Annotated in this window: 18 protein-coding genes; 15 read left to right on the top strand and 3 right to left on the bottom strand. The window is 63.2% G+C overall.

The genetic code is table 11. The features are described 5' to 3' along the window. The first annotated feature begins 251 nt into the window (after window positions 1–251). The 8 genes from AC1DY7_RS28895 to AC1DY7_RS28860 are packed head-to-tail and all read left to right on the top strand — an operon-like array spanning window position 252 to window position 8,996. Window positions 252–1,409 carry an acyl-CoA dehydrogenase family protein gene (locus AC1DY7_RS28895; protein WP_477497217.1) on the top strand — a complete coding sequence of 386 codons (1,158 nt, stop codon included), beginning with the start codon at window positions 252–254 and terminating at the stop codon, window positions 1,407–1,409. Between the two features lie 8 nt (window positions 1,410–1,417). Continuing rightward, window positions 1,418–1,951, top strand: a complete 534-nt coding sequence (locus AC1DY7_RS28890) for an FAS1-like dehydratase domain-containing protein (RefSeq protein WP_477497193.1) — start codon at window positions 1,418–1,420, stop codon at window positions 1,949–1,951. Further along, a complete protein-coding gene (locus tag AC1DY7_RS28885; protein WP_477497192.1) occupies window positions 1,944–2,423 on the top strand; it encodes a MaoC/PaaZ C-terminal domain-containing protein in 480 nt (159 codons plus the stop codon). The genes AC1DY7_RS28890 and AC1DY7_RS28885 overlap by 8 nt, the downstream gene beginning before the upstream one ends. A gap of 11 nt (window positions 2,424–2,434) precedes the next feature. Further along, window positions 2,435–4,156, top strand: coding sequence for an AMP-dependent synthetase/ligase (locus AC1DY7_RS28880; RefSeq protein ID WP_477497191.1), 1,722 nt, complete (start codon window positions 2,435–2,437; stop codon window positions 4,154–4,156). A gap of 3 nt (window positions 4,157–4,159) precedes the next feature. After that, window positions 4,160–5,224: an LLM class flavin-dependent oxidoreductase gene (locus tag AC1DY7_RS28875; RefSeq protein WP_477497190.1), complete on the top strand. Its 1,065-nt coding sequence runs from the start codon at window positions 4,160–4,162 to the stop codon at window positions 5,222–5,224. Between the two features lie 43 nt (window positions 5,225–5,267). Then, complete coding sequence (locus AC1DY7_RS28870) at window positions 5,268–7,220, top strand: flavin-containing monooxygenase (RefSeq protein ID WP_477497189.1); 1,953 nt, start codon at window positions 5,268–5,270, stop codon at window positions 7,218–7,220. Then, a complete protein-coding gene (locus tag AC1DY7_RS28865) occupies window positions 7,217–8,389 on the top strand; it encodes an acyl-CoA dehydrogenase family protein (protein ID WP_477497188.1) in 1,173 nt (390 codons plus the stop codon). The genes AC1DY7_RS28870 and AC1DY7_RS28865 overlap by 4 nt, the downstream gene beginning before the upstream one ends. Before the next feature lie 34 nt (window positions 8,390–8,423). After that, window positions 8,424–8,996, top strand: a complete 573-nt coding sequence (locus AC1DY7_RS28860) for a TetR/AcrR family transcriptional regulator (RefSeq protein WP_477497187.1) — start codon at window positions 8,424–8,426, stop codon at window positions 8,994–8,996. Window positions 8,997–9,014: 18 nt separating this feature from the next. On the opposite strand, the gene AC1DY7_RS28855 is transcribed toward AC1DY7_RS28860, so the two are convergent. Genes AC1DY7_RS28855 through AC1DY7_RS28845 form a run of 3 tightly spaced genes read right to left on the bottom strand, consistent with a single transcriptional unit; the run spans window position 9,015 to window position 12,216 of the window. Beyond that, a complete protein-coding gene (locus AC1DY7_RS28855; RefSeq protein ID WP_477497186.1) occupies window positions 9,015–9,605 on the bottom strand; it encodes a TetR/AcrR family transcriptional regulator in 591 nt (196 codons plus the stop codon). Further along, entirely contained in the window at window positions 9,602–10,720 is a 1,119-nt protein-coding gene (locus tag AC1DY7_RS28850; RefSeq protein ID WP_477497185.1) for an acyl-CoA dehydrogenase family protein, read from the bottom strand. The genes AC1DY7_RS28855 and AC1DY7_RS28850 overlap by 4 nt, the downstream gene beginning before the upstream one ends. Continuing rightward, a complete protein-coding gene (locus AC1DY7_RS28845; RefSeq protein WP_477497184.1) occupies window positions 10,720–12,216 on the bottom strand; it encodes a carotenoid oxygenase family protein in 1,497 nt (498 codons plus the stop codon). Before AC1DY7_RS28845 ends, AC1DY7_RS28850 begins: the two co-directional genes overlap by 1 nt. A 488-nt stretch (window positions 12,217–12,704) precedes the next feature. On the opposite strand from AC1DY7_RS28845, the gene AC1DY7_RS28840 reads away from it, so the two are divergent. The 7 genes from AC1DY7_RS28840 to fgd all read left to right on the top strand — a co-directional run. After that, entirely contained in the window at window positions 12,705–13,895 is a 1,191-nt protein-coding gene (locus AC1DY7_RS28840; protein ID WP_477497183.1) for a thiolase family protein, read from the top strand. Between the two features lie 27 nt (window positions 13,896–13,922). Continuing rightward, window positions 13,923–14,690, top strand: a complete 768-nt coding sequence (locus AC1DY7_RS28835; RefSeq protein WP_477497182.1) for an SDR family NAD(P)-dependent oxidoreductase — start codon at window positions 13,923–13,925, stop codon at window positions 14,688–14,690. Beyond that, window positions 14,687–15,457, top strand: coding sequence for a crotonase/enoyl-CoA hydratase family protein (locus tag AC1DY7_RS28830; protein WP_477497181.1), 771 nt, complete (start codon window positions 14,687–14,689; stop codon window positions 15,455–15,457). The genes AC1DY7_RS28835 and AC1DY7_RS28830 overlap by 4 nt, the downstream gene beginning before the upstream one ends. Then, the gene (locus AC1DY7_RS28825; RefSeq protein WP_477497180.1) at window positions 15,454–16,563 is read left to right on the top strand and encodes an acyl-CoA dehydrogenase family protein; all 1,110 of its coding nucleotides are present in this window, start codon (window positions 15,454–15,456) and stop codon (window positions 16,561–16,563) included. The genes AC1DY7_RS28830 and AC1DY7_RS28825 overlap by 4 nt, the downstream gene beginning before the upstream one ends. 19 nt (window positions 16,564–16,582) lie before the next feature. After that, a complete protein-coding gene (locus tag AC1DY7_RS28820; RefSeq protein WP_477497179.1) occupies window positions 16,583–17,077 on the top strand; it encodes a PaaI family thioesterase in 495 nt (164 codons plus the stop codon). Continuing rightward, window positions 17,074–17,826 (top strand): nitroreductase, encoded by a 753-nt coding sequence (locus AC1DY7_RS28815; protein ID WP_477497178.1) that lies wholly within the window; start codon window positions 17,074–17,076, stop codon window positions 17,824–17,826. The genes AC1DY7_RS28820 and AC1DY7_RS28815 overlap by 4 nt, the downstream gene beginning before the upstream one ends. Continuing rightward, a partial coding sequence (fgd, locus tag AC1DY7_RS28810) for a glucose-6-phosphate dehydrogenase (coenzyme-F420) (protein ID WP_477497177.1) occupies window positions 17,819–18,687 on the top strand: 869 nt, incomplete at its 3' end. The genes AC1DY7_RS28815 and fgd, both read left to right, overlap by 8 nt.

Genomic DNA, 18,687 nt, shown 5'->3' with positions numbered 1-18,687 from the left:
GACGATGCGGGTGCAATAAACGACCGTTCTGGGCACCCGTTCGTCCTAAAAGTAGGATGCGTGGGTGAAAGATTCTCTTGAAAACGATCGTTTACATGCGTACGGTGCAATGAAGTGGCATGGTGCGGCATCGAGTGTTGAAAAGGTCGGGCGCCGCGGTCAGGCGACGAACACCGCAGCGATGCCGCAAAACCGAGGAGGAACGCGTGACTGCACTATCCGATCAATCGATCGCCGAACTGGGACCGATCATCCGTCTCCAACCGTCATATGACGAGCAGCTACTCAGGGAGTCAGTCGCCAAATTGGCCGCGGGTTACGGTGCCGAGTACTTCATGGAGAAGGTGCGGGCGCGCGAGCCCGTGAAAGAACTCTGGAACCAGCTGGGTGAGCAGGGGTACCTCGGCGCCTTCCTGCCCGAGGAGTATGGCGGTGGTGGCCAAGGAGTTTGGGCGCTGGCGATCGTATCGGAGGAACTGGCCGCCGCCGGATGTCCGATGTTCCCGCTGGTCTACTCAGCGGCGATCGTATCCAACGTGCTGGCTCGCCACGGTAGCCCTGAGCAGAAAGCGGAGTGGCTTCCACGATTGGTTAGCGGTGAGGCCAAGATCTCATTCGCCATCACCGAGCCCGACGCAGGCTCGAACTCCCACAAGATCTCCACCACCGCCCGTCGGGTCGGCGATCACTGGGTATTGAACGGCCAGAAGACCTACATCTCGGGAGTCGACAGTTCCGATGCAATCATGGTGGTTGCCAGGACGGGGACCGACGAGCGCACCGGGCGAGGTTTGCTATCGCTGTTCCTGCTTCCGACGGACGTGCCGGGCCTGGAGCGCACCTACATCCCGACCGCGGTCAACGCCCCGGAGGGACAGTTCGCGTTGTTTTTCGACGACGTGCAGGTGCCTGCCGACCAGCTGGTCGGCGAGCAGGACAGAGGTTTGCGGGTGGTGTTCGAAGGACTCAACCCGGAGCGGATCTTGGGGGCCACCCTGTCGACCGGCCTGGGCCGCTTTGCGTTGAACAAGGCGGTGGCCTACGTCAAGGAGCGCGATGTTTGGGGGGTGCCCATCGGTCGGCATCAGGCGGTGGCTCACCCGCTCGCGAAAGCCAAGATCGAACTTGAACTGGCCGGGCTGATGATGCGCAAGGCCGCTGCGCTGTACGACGCGGGGTCCCCGTTGGCCGGAGAAGCGGCCAATATGGCCAAATATGCGGCCGGCGAGGCAGGAATCTTGTGTGTGGACTCTGCCATTCAGGTGCACGGCGGAAACGGCGTCGCTTTGGAGTACGGACTGACTGATGTTTGGTGGCTCGCGCGGTTCACCAAGATCGGGCCGGTCTCAGCGGAGATGGTGCTCAATTACGTTTCCGAGCACACGCTCGGGCTGCCCAAGTCCTACTAGGCCGCTTGATGACCCCGCAATTCGTTCTCGGCACTTTCGCTGACGCACAGGCTCAAGTCGGCCGGTTGCGTCAGGTACTGATCTCGGCCGGCCCGGTCAACGAGGCGATGATCAAGTATTTCGCCTCGGCCAGCGAGGACGGCAACCCCAGCTTCTGGGACGACGCCTTCGCCGCCGGGCAGTGGGGCGCAATTGTCAGCCCCCCCGCGATGTTGGTGCACTGGGTGCTGCCGCCGCCCTGGTCGCCCGGTGAAACCAGCGACGGTCACCTGGCCCCACCATTGCTCCTGACCAAGGTACCGCTGCCAGGGGACACCGTCATCAACATTTCGGTGGACTACACCTACCACCGGCCCGTTCTGGCCGGTGAAAGGCTGTGCGCCGTCGAAGAACTCGTCGATGTCTCCGAGGAAAAGACGACCCGACTCGGCGTAGGGCATTTCGTCACGACTGCAGCCACGTTTCTCACTGCCGGCGACGAAGTAGTGGCGGCACAGACAAATGTCGCGTTGCGCTATCTCGCAGGAGGCGACCATGACTGACACTGCATATCCCCAATTGTGGTGGTGCGAAATCGAAGAGGGCGACGCGTTACCGAGGGTGAGTCTGGACATCACGCTGAAGCGGCTGATCGTGAACGCCGCAGCGAGCTGGGACAGTTTTCCCGGCCACTTCGACCGCGAGTACGCGCGCGGCAATGGCCACCCCGATGTCTTCGCCAACACCAGCTTGCTCTTGGCATTGGCCGACCGGATCATCACCGACTGGTGCGGTCCCAAAACCCGAATCGTTCGGCGCAAACTGACCTTGGTCCGGCCCGTGCACCCCGGTGTTCAACTAAGTGGCGAAGGCCTCGTCACCGCTCGCCGACTTGAGGGCAACCGGCACCTCGTCGATGTCGAAGTCGAACTGTGCACCGACAGTGTTCGCTGTGCGTACGCCGTGGCCACGATTGACGTACCCGTCGGCCCCGGGCTCAGCGTGCCGACCCCCGTTCCGACGATTGAGAAGTGAAAGGAAAGCCGATGACCGTCGCGTCATCCTCCACCGAACCCGTTCGGCTGCAGGCGATTACCGAGATGGACCTGCTCAGTCACTCATCGTTCTGTTCGGTATTCCAGGACACTGTCGATCGCTTTCCGAACTGGGTCGCCGTCCGTACGCTGGACGGACTGACCTCACTGACGTGGGGTGAGTTCGGCGAGCGGGTCGAGGCTATTGCAAGGGGAATGGCTGCTCTCGGGATTCAGCAGGGCAGCACTGTTGCATATCTGATGGGTAATCGTCCCGAATTCTTTCCCGCCGATGTTGCCGCAATGCACTTGGGCGCGGCGTGTCTGTCTCTGTATCAGACGCTGCCGGCCAAAGACATTGGGTGGGCCATGACGGATTCGGACACTGAACTGCTGGTCACCGACATCACATCGTTACCAGTCGCGCTCCAGGCACGGCAAGCTTGCCCCGGTGTCCCCATCGTGGTGGTCGATGGCGCGCATCCCGACGCCATATCGCTCGACGATCTCGTGGTGAGCGGGTCAGCGGACTTCGACTTCGCCGGAGCGTGGAAAGCCGTGACTCACGACGACGTTGCGCTTCTGGTCTACACCTCGGGTACCACGAGTGACCCCAAGTGTGTAGAGCTCACCCACCGAGGGGTACTGGGAAACGCGATCGGTCTGCATGAGGCGATGGGCACTTTGCGTGGAGCGCGGGTGGTTTCCGGGTATCCTTATGCACATCTGGCCGAGCGGATGCTCAGTCACTACCGAGCGATCACCGGTGCGTTCGAAGTGGTCTGTGCGCCGAGCCCGCGCGAGATCATCGAGACGGTTCAGACGGTGCACCCGCACTATCTGTTCTCGCCACCACGGCTCTACGACAAGCTGCGCGGGGTCGCGCTGACACTGATGGAGCAGGGTGTCGGTGCGGAGGCGTTGCTGGAGCGCTTCGGCTTCGACCAGGCGCTGGTGGCGATCGCCGGCGGTGCCCCCATTTCCCCTGAGCTCGTGCAATTTTGGATCGATCTGGGGCTACCTCTGGTGGAGGGTTGGGGCCAAACAGAGGGCGGCGCGCTCGGCGCATTGGGACGGGTAGACGCCAACAAGGTCGGGACGTGCGGCACGGCCCTGCCGGGAGTCGAGCTACGCCTCGCCGACGATGGCGAAATCCTCATGCGCAGCCCGTTCACGATGCGCGGTTACCGCAATCAACCTGAGCTGACCGCCGAAGTCATCGACGCACAAGGATGGGTGCACACCGGCGACATCGGCCGACTCGATTCAGACGGCTATCTGCAAATAGTCGACCGCAAGAAAGAGATCCTGATCAATGCCGGGGGGAAGAACATGTCCCCGTCCCGAATTGAAGCCGCGTTGACCCGAGCGCATCGGCTGATCGGTGGGGCGTGCGTCGTCGGCAACGACCGACCCTACAACGTGGCGGTGATCGCTGTCGATCCCGACGTCCGCGCGGAGCTCATCTCAGCGGACAAAACCACCGCCGCGATCGGCGACATTGTGGCCGACGCGGTCGGCCGCGCCAACCGCGAGCTCGCTCGAGTTGAGCAGATCAAACGTTTCGTCCTGCTCGATCAGCCCTGGCTACCCGGCGGCGACGAACTCACCCCGACACTCAAGTTGCGCCGCCGAGTCATCGAGCAAAAGTACGCCACCGATATCGAATTGCTCTATGCCGGTGGCGGAGCTGTCCCTGCGGAGCCCACCCACGACCACCCAGTTGGAGATTGAAACATGCGCATCGGAGTCACTCTGCCCAGCCGGAAAGGGCCCATCAGCGAGGTCGGAGCCAAAGCATTCCGCGCGGAACAGGCTGGATTTCAGTCTGTTTGGAGCTATGAGGTGTACCGAAACCCGTTCACGCTGCTCAGCGTGGCGGCGGCCAACACCGAGCACGTGACGCTGGGAACCGGTCTCGCTGCAGCGTTCAGCCGTAGTCCGTTCGCTGCGGCCAACGCTGCCGCCGACATCGACGACATCTCAGGTGGGCGAATGCTTTTCGGCCTCGGCACCGGCGTTCCGGAATTCCTGCGCGCATTCCACTCCACTGACGCCGAGCATCCGCTCGGCCGGTTGTCGGAGTACATCGACGTTCTACGCCTGTCCTGGGAGTATCTGGCCACCGGGCAGGCCGATCGGTTGGAGGGTCAGCATTACCGCTTCAAGGCGCCACGGGTCAACCCATGGGGAGAGCGGGAACTGCCACGCCAACAGATCCCCATCGGACTGGCGGCGATGGGCCCAAAGCTGATCGAACTCGCCGGCCGCAAGGCCGACGCCTGGCTCGGGTACTTCACCACGCAGAAGTACGTTGATGAATTCGTTCGTGAACATCTCGAAATCGGTGCCAGGAAGGCCGGCCGGGACAGCTCGCAGATCGAGATTTGCGCGGAGACCGTTTGCAGTGTTTCCGACGATCGGGAACTCGCGATGAGCCGAGCCCGCAAGCAGGTCGGCTTCTACGCGACGCATTCGGCCGGGGCGCAGGTCGCAGCGATGCACGGGCTCCAAGACGCCGTCAACGATCTGCGCGAGGGTTTCCTCCGCGAGGGCATCGCTGCATTCGAACGAACCGACGACCGACTCGTGGACTTGCTGAGCATCACCGGCACTCCCGAGGAAGCTCGGCAGAAGCTGGCCCAGTACGAAGGTTTCGTCGACCACATCGTGCTGCACGCACCTTACGTACCGCCAATCGAAGCGGAAGAAAGCGCCGACGCGTTCACCAACATCCTCGACACTTTCGGTGACCTTGCGCGTACCTCAGGAGCAGTCACGGCAGTGAGCGCCGCTGACTGATCTATCTGGCCACCGACTTCCCTCAGCTAGCCAAGGAGAACCAATGACGTCCGTGCCTGTCTTGGGCATTCCGGCATCCACCTCGCCGTCGACCATCGACGATCTGCGCCGGGCACTGGTCGTCGCCAACCTGCCGACCCTCATCCTGGTGCTTCACCAGTTGACCGGAGATCCTCGGTGGCTGGAGCCGCCTTACCGGCCGAGCCGGCCGAAGGGACTCGACGACCACGACGATGCGGGACTACCTCCGGCTATCCAGGACGAAATCCGCGCTGCCGCAGTCGACGCGGTGAGCCAGGCGTGGGACGGCACTCTGCCGGACAATGCGCCACCTACCCCGGCGCGGCTAACTGAGCTGCTCGGCATCTCGCTGGCCGAGGAAGTGCGATCGGACTACGGAGAGCTGCTTGCCGAAGAAATGGGAGTCCTCTCCAGGGAGGTCACCATCGATCCGCAAGCGGACCGGACCGGTTTCAACGTCGTCGTGGCCGGTGCGGGTATCGCCGGAATCAACCTGGGCATCATGCTGAAAAAGGCCGGCGTGCCGTTCACGATCGTGGAGAAGAACCACGAGGTGGGCGGGACATGGCTGGAGAACCGGTACCCAGGTTGCGGCGTGGACACTCCTAGCCATCTGTACTCCTACTCGTTCGCCAGGAGCTCGCGCTGGAGTTCCTACTTTGGCAAGCGCGACGAAGTGCAGGACTATCTCACGAGTCTGGCCCGCGAACACGGGTTGTACGAGCACATCGAGTTCGGCTTTGAGGCAACCGAGGCGAGGTTCAACGAGAACACGTCGCAGTGGCACGTCGAGCTCCGCGGAGACGACGGCGCATCGCGAAACGTGGTTTGTGCCTTATTTGTCAGCGCCGTAGGGCATTTCAACCGGCCCAACGTTCCGGCAGTACCCGGTGCGGACACCTTCCCGGGGCCGGCCCTCCACACCGCGCAATGGAATCCGGAACTCGACCTGGCGGGCAAGCGGGTCGCCGTTGTGGGTTCCGCAGCCAGCGCGATGCAGTTCGTTCCCGCCATGGCCGGTACCGCGTCGAAACTCATTGTCTTCCAACGGTCTCGGCAATGGGCCGTCCCGCACCCCAACATCAACCGCAGCGTGGACGCCGACGTCCAGTGGCTACTGGAACACGTTCCTTATTACGCGGGTTTCTACCGGCTGCGCCAATTTTGGCGGTTCGGTGACCGGCTCCACCCCGCGCTGCAGATCGACGAGTCCTTCGAAGACCCCGATTTCGCGGTCAACGCCGCCAATGCTGCGCACCGGCGCTTCTTAACCTCCTACATCGCGACGCAGTTGGAGGGGCGACCCGAGCTGATCGCAGCCTCCACCCCGGACTACCCGGCATACGGCAAGCGACCCCTCATCGACCACGGCTGGTACCAAGCGTTGCGACGTGAGGATGTCGAACTCATCGAAGGAGGACTGCAAGAGATCCGTGGCTCGCAGCTGATCTCAGCCGACGGGCGAGCTCACTCAGCTGACGTCATCGTGTGGGCCACCGGCTTCGAGACACTGCGCATCCTCGGTCCGCTACAGGTTATCGGCCGTAACGAAGTGAGCCTGCACGAAGTTTGGGGTACCGACGACGCGCGCGCCTACCTCGGGGTGACCGTGCCCCAGTTTCCCAACTTCTTCATGCTATTCGGGCCGAACACGAACACCAGCCACGGCGGCAGTGCGTTCCTGACGATGGAGATGCAGGTGCGCTACGTCATGCAGCTCGTCAAAGCGATGTTGGAGAACAAAATTCGATCCGTAGAATGCCGCGCCAGCGTCTATGAAAAATACAACGAGCAGGTGGACCGGGCGCTGGCCGCAACCGTGTGGACACATCCGAAAGTGACGAACTACTACCGGAACAGCAGCGGCCGAATCGTGGGAACCAGCCCATGGGAATACGTCGAGTACTGGCGACGCACCCGCACAGCTCAACTCGGCGACTTCAGCACGGGCACAGACGGGACCGAGAGGCCATGACCACCATCAGCCAGGGTTTTGTGTTCACCGAAGAACAGCAAGCATTTCAACAGGCCATCCGGGACTTCTGTGCCCGCGAGGTAGGAACCCGCGAGCAGCGGGACAAGTTGACCTCTGGCGGAACGGAGACTCACAACCAAGAGGTGTATGCCAAGGTCGCCGCCCTCGGTTGGACGGGGATCTCGGTGCCCGAAGAATACGGCGGCGCCGGCGGGACACTGGTGGACGAGTGCGTGTTCCATGAGGAGACGCTGCGGGGGCTGCTGCCGATCTACGGAGCTGGATCCACCGGTACCGTCGCGGGCTGCTATCACCGGTACGGAACAGACACGCAGAAGGCCGATGTGCTCGGGGCTATCGTCAGCGGCCGGGTGTTCTCCATCTCGATCTCCGAGCCTGGCGCCGGCTCCGATGTTGGCGCTATCTCGTGCAACGCCATGCCAGTCGAAGGCGGGTTCGTCATCAACGGACAGAAAACATGGTGCTCCAACGCCCACATCGCCGAGCGCATCCTGCTCGTGGCAAGAACGAGCCGAGAACAGTCACGCCACGACGGACTCACCATGTTCGAGATCCCCACTGATACAAATGGTTTGGTGATTCACGGCATCGACACCATGGGTGGCCGCGACGTGAACGACCTGTACTTCACCGATGTCTTCGTGCCCGAGCAAGACGTTGTTGGCGCCGTGGGAAAGGCTTGGCCCCAGGTCATGGCGGGACTCAACGGTGAACGAATGATCGGAGCTGCCAACGCTCTTGGGACCGCGCAGCGGGCAATGGACGACCTGCTCAGCTATATCGCGGAGCGCCAGCAGTTCGGTCGAGCCATCGGCACGTTTCAGGCACTCAGTCATCGTGTCGCCGACTTGGCGATCGAGATGGAATGCGCGCGGTTGCTCACCTACGATGTCGCGTCCCGAGTGGATGCTAATCGTGGCAGCGGTGCAGAGTTGGCGAAACTCACCTCGATGGCCAAAGTCAAGACGTCGGAGACCGCCAAGCGGGTGGCCTTGGAGGGTATGCAGATGATGGGCGGATACGGCTATGCGAAGGAATACGACATGGAGGGCCACGTTCGGCGCTCTCTCGTCACGAGCATCTGGGCCGGTACGAACGAAATCCAGCGCGAGATAATCAGCGGATCGATGGGACTACGTGCCAGGTAGGGCTCTGCAAACGAATGTTTAGTAGAGTGTCGCCATGAGCCGCGAACAGCAGATTCTACAAGCTGCTGAAGACTTGTTCTATGAACGTGGATTTGACGCCACCGGCGTTGACGCCATCGCCGAGCGTGCCGGCATCACGGGGGGAGCCATTTACCGGCACTTCGCGAGCAAGGATGAAATCCTCGGTGTTCTTTTCGACCACGTCATCGATGCGGCGCTCGAGCAGTTGCCGTCAATGGCCGACGACCCTGACGACGATCTGCGCGCGCTGATCCAGGCCCACGTCCACATCGCCATGAATCATCCCAAGCTCGCCGGCATCTGGCTGCGGGAGCAGCGGTCGCTCTCGGAACCCTACCGTCGTAACTTCTTGCGGCGCGAGAAGCGATACTCGGACCGTTGGCGCAATTGCCTCGAACGCCGTTACCCGGGTTGGTCGCACGATGACCTCTCCGCCGCCGTACGTGCCATACATACTCTGACCTTGTCGGACTCGGTGAGGCCGGCCAATGCCTCCCAAAGCTCGCATATTGAGGTACTTCTGGTCGAGATGGCGGTCCGAGCCCTCGCCGCGCTGGGATCAGAGGAGTCCGTAGCAATAGCGTGACTCGAAATACGCTGCGGCCTAGCCTGGCGAGGCCTCGGAACCCAGGTCTAGAGAGCTCAGCCCGGCCAGGGCGATACCGGCCAACAGACGCCCGGCCTGCGTCGGTGGGTGCCGTGATGCGGCCCTCGTCGCGTGCACTATCAGCAGAGCGTGTACTCCGAGCACCGCCAAGAGAATATCGTCCGCGCTGCGCTGCGGATAGCAGCGAGACAAGCAACTAGTCCAGATCGTCAGGTAGCCCTGCTGGCGGCGGTGGTGTACGCGGCGATACGGTTCGGTGAGACAGTGTTGTTCCTTCGCCCAGACTGCCGCCAGCCGGGGGTTGGCCTGGGCGAAACCGACATGGGCGTGCACCAGCGCGTGTAGCTGTACTTGCGGATCGCCAGAAACTGAGGGCACGCGCATCAGCAGGCTGTCCACCGCCCGGTCGAACATGACCGCAAGGATCTCGTTCTTGCTCTCGAAGTGTCGGTAGATCGCCGAACCGCTCAATCCGGCTGCCTTGCCGATCTCGTCGACCCCGACGCCATCGAAGCTGCGCTCGAAGAACAAGCGTTCGGCAGCATCGAGGATCCGGTGGTCAGGTGCCTGCCGCCTGGGTCTGGTCACACGGCGAGACCCTGGGCGACGATGATCTTCATGATTTCGCTCGACCCGCCGTAAATTCGGCTGACTCTGCCGTCGAGGTAGGCCCGACCGAGTCGGCACCCTGCGCGGTACGCGGCAGGACCGGCGAGCTTCAGGCAACGCTCCACAATGCGGCCCTGCATTTCGGTGCAATACAGCTTGACCAGCGCGGCGTCAGCTCCGGTGAGTTCCCCATAGAGCAGGGACCGCACGGCCTCATCCACCAATGTCTGCCCTGCCTGCACCTCGGTCGCACAGTCAGCGAGGGAGAACTTGACGTGCTGGCCGGCTTCGGATGGGTTCAGCAGTTGGACGGCCTCTACCAGAGCCGCCGCGGCGGCGGCTTGAGAATTGACCGCGATGGAGAGCCGCTCCTGGGCGAGATTCGAAGTGAGGTAGGCGAAGCCGCTGTTCTCCTCGCCAAGCAGGTTCGCCACCGGAACCCTCATGTCGGTAAAGGACAACTCGGCAAGATCTTGGGCTTTGAGCCCAAGCTTGTCCAGACTTCGGCCACGACCGAAGCCGGGTGTGTCAGCTTCGACGACGAGCAGACTGATCCCGTGGCGCCCGGCCTCCGGGTTGGTTTTGACGGCGAGTATGACGAGATCTGCCTCGGCGCCGTTGGAAATGAACGTCTTCGCGCCATTCACCACGTAGTGGTCTCCGTGGCGAACGGCACGCGTACGCATGGACTTCAAATCCGAGCCTGCCCCGGGTTCCGACAGCGCCAGCGCCACTACGGCGTCCCCGGCGGCGAGCCGGGGCAGCCATCGCTGTTTCTGCTGCTCCGTTGCGTAGTGCAAAAAGTAAGGCAGGCAGATGTCAGTGTGTACCCGCAGTCCGCCCAGTGCGAAGAACCGGCGCTGCGCCTCCTCGGTAAATACCATGCTGTAGCGGAAATCCCAGTGGGCTTGTCCACCGTATTCGGTCGGAACTCCGATCCCTAGGATGCCTAACTCGCCTGCTCGGCGCCAGAACGCCCGCGACGGCCGGCCCGCCTTCTCCCAATCGGAGTAGAACGGGTCGAATTCGGCGAGCACCTCCCGCGCCTGGGTCCGAAACTTCTCGTGGTCGTCGTCGAAGATGCGGCGGCGCATCAGCGGAAGTCCATCCAGTGCCCGTGTGGGGTCCAGCCCATCTGGAACGGTAGCTCGATTCGGCAAATCGGCCCCCCGGTGATGTCATCGGTGTCGAATATCTGGTATTCGCCTCGCTTTTCGGCCCACCACGACACCGGCACGATGATGTATCCGTCTCCTTCGGGGGAGTCCTTGTGCCGCGGGGCGAAGGTGGCCTCAAGCACGGCGGCGGGTTCGTCGGCGCGAATTTTGAACTCCTGATCGGACATGGTTTGCATATCGGTGATCACCAGGCTGTTCATCTTCATCCCGCTGTTTTTGATCACGCCACCGACCTGGTAGCCAAAGCGGTATCCCTTGCCGTAGAAACGTTCGTCCACCTTCGGAAGTTCGGAGGGGCGGTCGGAGAGCATCTCTGCTTTCACGGATCCAGTCAGCAGATCGACCGTCCAGCGGCCGAGGGTCGATTTGGCGATCGAGAAGAACAACGCCACATCGTCGCCGGCGGCGAAGTCCTGTTCGAACGGGAACGGCGGTCGGTTGAAGATCGGGCCGTCGAGGGTCAGGACATCACCGGTGACGTTGGCCGACAGGGTGTGCATGATGTACTGCGGTTCGAGATCTGTGGTGATGTAGCGCACCGGTTCATCGGCGTTGTGGCGCGGGATGAGTGCCAGCACGATAGGAAGTTCCGGGTCCCAGCCAAAGACGCTCAACTCTCGTTCACTGATCCGCTTCTTGTCGATGAGCATCGGCTGGAAGGGCATCACGATCCATTCGGGAGTGAGCCAGATGTCGTGCGCCACCGTGTTGTACGGAGCATCCCAGAGTTCACGAGATTCGACTCCGCCGTCCGGGTGTACGACATGTACCGTCACGTAGGGTGCGGTGTCGCGGTAGGACCAGCCGTAGAGGACGCCGCTGTCATGGTCCCATTTAGGGTGCGCGGCGAACGAGTTGTCCCCGAACCCAGCTGGCGCATGGATCCCGGGTGACAACCGTGGTGACCAGTTCACAATCCCCTTGGTTTCCAACGTGATGGGATCCAAGGCAATTGGGGGTCCGCCCTGCTCGCCAGAGGCGACCATCTCGCCCGCAAAGGGGAAGATGTTGACGTTGTTGGTCCCCTGAGGGACGCCGGTGGTGTGGCAGTCACGCTGCACATCGCCGTAACCGTATGTGCGCCAGTCAGTCCAGTCACCATCGGTCCACTCGAACATGCCGCGGCCGTGCTGATGCTCCAGCAGATATTTGGGTGTCCGGATCCACCGGTTACGGAAGTCGGCTCGCCCGTTGTCCAGTACGAGTGCCTGCACCATCCCATCCATGCCGAGCAAGCCATTGGTTCCTTGGCGGGTGGGGCGCTTCCAGGTAGGGCCGACACGGTAGAAGCCACCCGACAGGTCTTTTGGGATCTCACCGTGAGTCACGATGCATTCTTCGACCGTGGCTTCGAACCGCATCGGCTGGAACGGGCCACTGAGGCGCGCCTCAGTGGGAAGCGGGTAGCTCATGTGTTCTTCTCCTTCGCGCGAGATGGCATGAATCGGGGGAGCTGGGCAGGGCCGACGTCTGTGGTGTTCAGCGTACGGGGAGGCCGCCCGAATGTAAACGAACGTTTGCATTGGCGGAGGACGCTGAGGTCACGAACCATGGACAGTGCCCTCCCGAATGGGGACATGATCTGAGCTCGGCGGGAGAACCCCAGCAACTGCAGGATTCAAGGTTAAAGCGGTGGTGTACAGCACTATCGGAGTCTGCGTTGGAGCGCTGTTTGTTGGGCCGGCATCGGGGCCGCAGCAGCCTCATCGCACTCTTGCGCGGTAAACGATCATTGACAGAATCATGGCAGAACCTTATGTTGAGTCTTGCGGCCGCAGCGAGAACCGATGGCGCAGGCACGACACCGCGTGCGGCCAGTGATTGTCCATCGGAACGAACGCGCGACGGCACTATCACCGCCTCGGGCTGACTCTCGTCGAGGCGCCAAAAGGAGAAGTCAATGAACCGCACCGCTGTGATCGTCGATGCCATCCGTTCCCCGCTCGCCAAGGGGAAGCCAGCGCGCGACGGGCGAGCCGGTGGGGCGCTGTCGTCGATTCACCCCGCCGCGCTGCTGGGGCAGGTGCTCGTAAGGCTTTTCGAGCGAACGGGCATCGACCCCGGATCGGTGGATGACATGATCACCGGTTGCGTGAGCCAAGTCGGTGAACAAGCGGGACCGGTGGGGCGTTGGGCCTGGCTTGGCGCCGGGTTGCCCGAGCACGTCCCGTCAGTCACGGTGCATCGCGCCTGCGGCTCAAGTCAGCAGGCGGCGGACTTCGCCGCTCAAGCCGTCATCTCAGGCGCGTGCGACATCGTCGTCGCATCGGGGGTCGAATCGATGAGCCGCGTGCCTATGGGGTCTGCCCGCATCGGCCAGGATCCGTTCGGCCCCGGCGTGGCGACGCGTTATGCGCCGGGACTGGTTCCGCAGGGAATCTCCGCGGAGCTCATCGCGGCACGCTGGAAACTCGATCGTGAGACGCTGGACGACTTCGCCGCTCGGTCGCACGCCCTGGCTGTTGCGGCGGACGTCTCCGAAGAACTGGTTCCCATCACATTGCCCGACGGCAGCGTCGTCGACGCCGATGAAACACCTCGGCCGGGAACGACGGGGGAGAGGCTGGCCGGCCTGAAGCCGTCGTTCCAGTCTGATGAAATGGCACAACGGTTTCCGGAGATCGAGTGGAGCATTACCGCAGGCAACTCGTCGCAGCTCAGCGACGGCGCCGCTGCGGTATTGGTCATGAGCGAGCAACGGGCCGCTCAACTCGGGCTCACACCGCGCGCGCGCTTTCATTCGTTCGCCTTGGCCGGCGACGACCCGATCACGATGTTGACCGCGCCGATCCCGGCCACCGAGAAGGCGTTACGCGCCTCTGGGCTGTCAATCGACATGATCGACCACTACGAGGTCAACGAGGCGTTCGCCCCGGTGCCACTGGCGTGGGCGCACCACTTCGGGGCCGATCCCGCGAAGTTGAATCCACGCGGTGGCGCGATCGCGCTCGGACATCCGCTCGGAGCTTCCGGTGCCAGGTTGTTGACGACGATGTTGCGCGGGCTGGAAGACACCGGAGGACGCTACGGCCTGCAGACGATGTGCGAAGCCGGTGGAATGGCCAACGCCACGATCATCGAACGACTCTGAACAGCGAAACAGCGAAGAGAGGCACATATGGAGATCGCCGGCATCTCGGCAGTGGTGACGGGTGGATCATCCGGGCTGGGGTTGGCCACAGTTCACCGGCTACTCGGGGCAGGCGCCGCCTCAGTAGTGATCGCCGACCTGGAATCGTCGCAGGGCAATGCCGTCGCCGAAAGGCTCGGTGAGAGAGTCAACTTCGTCGCTGCGGATGTCCGCAGCGAAGATGATATGGCTACGGTTTTCGACCGGGCAGCCGAATACGGGCCGCTGCGGGTGGTAGTGCACTGCGCAGGGCGCGGCGGTGCGGTCCGACTGGTGAACCGCGACGGCACACCAGGATCGTTGGAGACCTACACCGACGTGGTGACGGTCAATCTTGTGGGCAGCTTCAACGTGCTGCGACTGGCCGCAGTGAGGATGGCGGCCAACGAGCCGCTCGAGGGTGACCGCGGAGTCTGCATCCTCACGGCGTCGGTCGCGGCCTTCGAAGGGCAGATCGGCCAGATTCCCTATGCGTCCGCCAAGGCCGGCATCGTCGGCATGACATTGGTGGCGGCGCGCGATCTGGCGTCGAAGAACATCCGAGTCGTCACGATCGCTCCCGGCACGTTTGACACGCCGCTGCTGGCCCGGCTGTCGGAAGACGTACGCACATCGCTGGCGCAGACTGTTCCACACCCCAGTCGGTTGGGCGAGCCGGATGAGTACGCCAAACTTGCGCTCGCGATCATCGATAACGGGATGCTCAACGGTGAGACGATTCGCCTGGACGGTGCGATCCGAATGGCACCGCGATGACGCAGCCCGAGTTGATCTCATTCACAGTTGTCGGCGAGGTGGCGATCGTCACCATCAACCGCCACGAGGTACGCAACGCGATCGATCTGCCGACCGCGCGCGCGTTCGAAGAAGCCATGGATCGCATCGACACGGACGTCGATATCCGGGCCGCCGTGCTGAGTGGGTCGGGCGGAATATTCAGCGCTGGAATGGATCTCAAGGCATTCAGTGTCACCGGCGAACGGCCCCTCACCTCGCGGGGTGCCTTCGGCATCGTGGCACGCCCCCCGGTGAAGCCGCTCATTGCTGCTGTTGAGGGGAGGGCATTAGGCGGCGGATTCGAGATTGCCCTCGCCTGCGATCTGATCGTTGCGGCGGAGAACTCCGAGTTCGGCCTGCCTGAGGTCACCCGCGGACTGGTGGCCGCGGCGGGCGGTGTGCTTCGGTTGCCCCGCCGTATCCCACGCAATGTGGCGATGGAACTCGTCTTGACCGGTGCGCCGATGCCGGCGTTGCGGGCAGTGCAACTCGGTCTGGTCAACCAGGTCGTCGTCCCGGGCACCGCGCTGCAGTCGGCAATCGCTTTGGCAGCGGCTATTTCGGCGAACGCGCCACTGGCGGTTCAAACATCCAAGTTCCTCGTCGATGCAGCGGCGGACTGGTCGGCCGACGTCGCTTTCACCGAACAAGTTCCTTACACCGACAAGGTGCGCAACTCCCGCGATGCGCAGGAGGGCGCCCGCGCCTTCGTAGCCAAACGCACGCCGCAATGGACTGGTACATGAGCGGCCACAACGGATCGGCAGCGCTGCTGCCTGGGTCCCGCACCGGTGAGCAGAACAGCTTCGGAGACAGTGTGTCCCGGCTGCTCGGTTCGGCTCCGCACCCCACCGAGCCGGGTCACCTGCTGTCACTCATCGCGGAGCAGGGATTTCTCGGTATCGCGATACCTGAGGAGTACGGCGGAGCGAGTACGGACGACCCGGTTTTCGGGTTGGTCTTTGCAACAAGAGCAATGGCGGCCGGGCACACCGGACTGGCGCTGCGCTACGGGATACACGCCTGGGTGGTTGGGCCGTTCCTTGCCAAGTACGCGACGGTGGAGCAGCAGGCTCGTTGGCTCTCGAAGATGGCGTCGGGAGCATGCATCGCTTCGGTCGTGGGACTGCGCGGATCCACCGATGACGCCATTGAGCTGCGCGAGAACGACGGCGCGATGTATCTGACCGGCAGGGTCTGTGGAGTCCCCGGTGCAGCAGAGGCCCAGCTTTTGCTGGTGGCAGTCAAGTCGCCCGTGCCGCAGGTCATCCTCATCAACGCGTCGGACGTCGAGGTGCGACGCGTAGACGACGAGTCGGCCGCACCGGGACTGGCCAGTGCCGACATCAGCTTTGACAACCTGATGGTGCCCGCCGGCAGCCGCGTACCAGGTGTCTGCCCGCAGTCCATCGACAGTTTGTGGGTCGACCATTACTTGTGGCTGGCGGCGCTCGGCGTCGGCGGTGCGCGGGCGGCGCTAAACATCACAGTGCAATATGTGCAGGAGCGCACCGTGTTCGGCCGACCACTTGCCGAGTTCGAGAACACCCGCCGAACACTTGCGGGGGTGGCCATCGACCTCGCGAGCGCCAGTGCGCTGCTGGACGACTGCATCTCTGCGCGCGCACATTCTGCTATCACCCCGGGAGCTGCCGCTGCCGCGGCGCTGGCGGCAACAGCAGTGCACGGGCGCGCGGTGGACCATGGGCTGCAGCTGCACGGCGGGTACGGCTATATGCGTGAGTACCCCATCTCGCAGGCATATGCCGACGCCATGCGGCTCCGGCTCGAGACTGAAAGCGCGACAACGTGGATGGACGTAGCCGCAGCGCTCGGCCTGACGGCCACCTAACGGAAGAAAGAACCAGTCGATGACCGAGCTGTACCCGGCACCAGCGGATCTCGAGCGCTTTCGGCCGCCGGCGGCCGATGCTCCCGAACAGGATGCCATCTCGTGGTTCGCTCGACTGCCGTTGAGCGGCCCGCTCGGCATCGAATGCCGACAGCTCAACGGCCGCGAGGGAATCTTCGTCGTGCCCAGCGCGCCGCTGGCCGCCAATCCCAACGGCGGCGTGCACGGTGGCATCGTCGCAGCCATCGCTGATCAGTGCCTCGGCGCCGTCGCAGTGCTGAATTCGCCCAGTTTCGCAGTCACAGCGTCACTGCACGGCCAGTTCTTTCGGCCCGCACTGCCCGCCTTGACGGTGCACACACGGCTCGTCTCCGCAGGTAAATCGCTCATCTACGTCGAGTGCGACATCGCCGATCGTCTGCATCAGCGCTGTGCCACGTTTCAGGCCACTATGTCGGTCCGCGGTGCAGCGCGGCGGCCATTCACGCCTACGGAAGGCAGCCAACCGCTATGACCAACGATGTCGAAGCAACGATCGGTCAGGTGGGCGAGGACAATGCGGAACAGTCCATCGTCCTCGGCGACCTGCTGAATGGCCGGTTCAGCTGCCGGGGATTCCAGCCGCAGCCGGTGCCCAGGTCTGTGATAGAACGAGTGCTCGACATGGCCCGTCGGACCCCGTCATGGTGCAACACCCAGCCCTGGCACGTGCTGGTGACCGAGGGGTCAGCGACCGAACGGTTCCGTTCTCAACTCTCAGAGCACGCCGCCCACGGTGAAATGGAACCGGACTTCGCCTTTCCCACCCGCTATGACGGCGTCTACCGGCAGCGGCGCCGCGAGTGCGGTGTCGCCCTCTACGACAGCCTCGGCATCGCGCGCGGTGACCGCCAAGCCTCAGCACGGCAAGCCGCCAAAAACTTCGAACTGTTCGGGGCTCCGCATGCAGCCATCATCACCACCGAAGCCGACCTCGGCGTGTATGGCGTTCTGGATTGCGGTCTGTACGTACAGACGTTCCTGCTCGCTGCCGAGAGTCTTGGACTGGGCGCCATCCCGCAGGCGGCACTGGCAGCGCATGCTCCGTTTGTGGCCGAGTTCTTCGGAATTCCTGCGAACCGACGCATCGTGTGCGGGATTTCCTTTGGTTGGCCAGACCGCCAACACCCGGCGAACAGTTTCCGCACCTCCCGGATTCCTCTCGAGGACACCGTCAGGTGGGTGAGCGATTCAACTGCCGCACAAGGGACTTGTGATGAGTGAACTCAAACTGGGATACAAGGCATCAGCAGAACAGTTCGCTCCGCGCGAGCTGGTGGAGCTGGCGGTGCAGGCCGAGGCGCACGGTATGGACAGCGCGACGGTCAGTGACCACTTCCAGCCGTGGCGGCATGAGGGCGGGCATGCCCCGTTCTCACTGGCGTGGATGACGGCGGTCGGCGAGCGCACCAAGCGGTTGGTGCTGGGCACCTCGGTGCTGACCCCGACCTTCCGGTACAACCCGGCAGTCATCGCGCAGGCGTTCGCGACGATGGGGTGCCTCTACCCCGACCGGATCTTCTTGGGTGTCGGCACCGGCGAGGCGCTCAACGAGATCGCCACCGGATACGAGGGTGAGTGGCCGGAGTTCAAGGAGCGCTACGCGCGGCTGCGTGAGTCGGTGCGGCTGATGCGCGAGTTGTGGCTGGGCGATCGCGTCGATTTCGAGGGCGAGTACTACAAGACCAAGGGCGCCTCGATCTACGACGTGCCCGAGGGCGGCATCCCGATCTACATCGCCGCGGGCGGCCCGCAGGTGGCCAAGTACGCCGGCCGCGCCGGCGATGGTTTCATCTGCACCTCGGGCAAGGGCGAGGAGCTGTACAAGGACAAGCTGATCCCCGCGATGCGCGAGGGCGCGGAGGCGGCGGGCAAGAACCCCGACGACGTCGACCGGATGATCGAGATCAAGATCTCCTACGACACCGATCCGGAACTGGCGCTGGAGAACACCCGGTTCTGGGCGCCGCTGTCGCTGACCGCGGAGCAGAAGCACTCCATCAACGATCCGATGGAGATGGAGAAGGCCGCCGACGAACTGCCCATCGAGCAGGTCGCCAAGCGCTGGATCGTCGCGTCGGATCC

Source organism: Mycobacterium sp. P2_H7 (assembly GCF_056403275.1).
The sequence above is the reverse complement of the archived record's forward strand: the minus strand, read 5'-3'. Positions and strand labels throughout refer to the sequence as shown.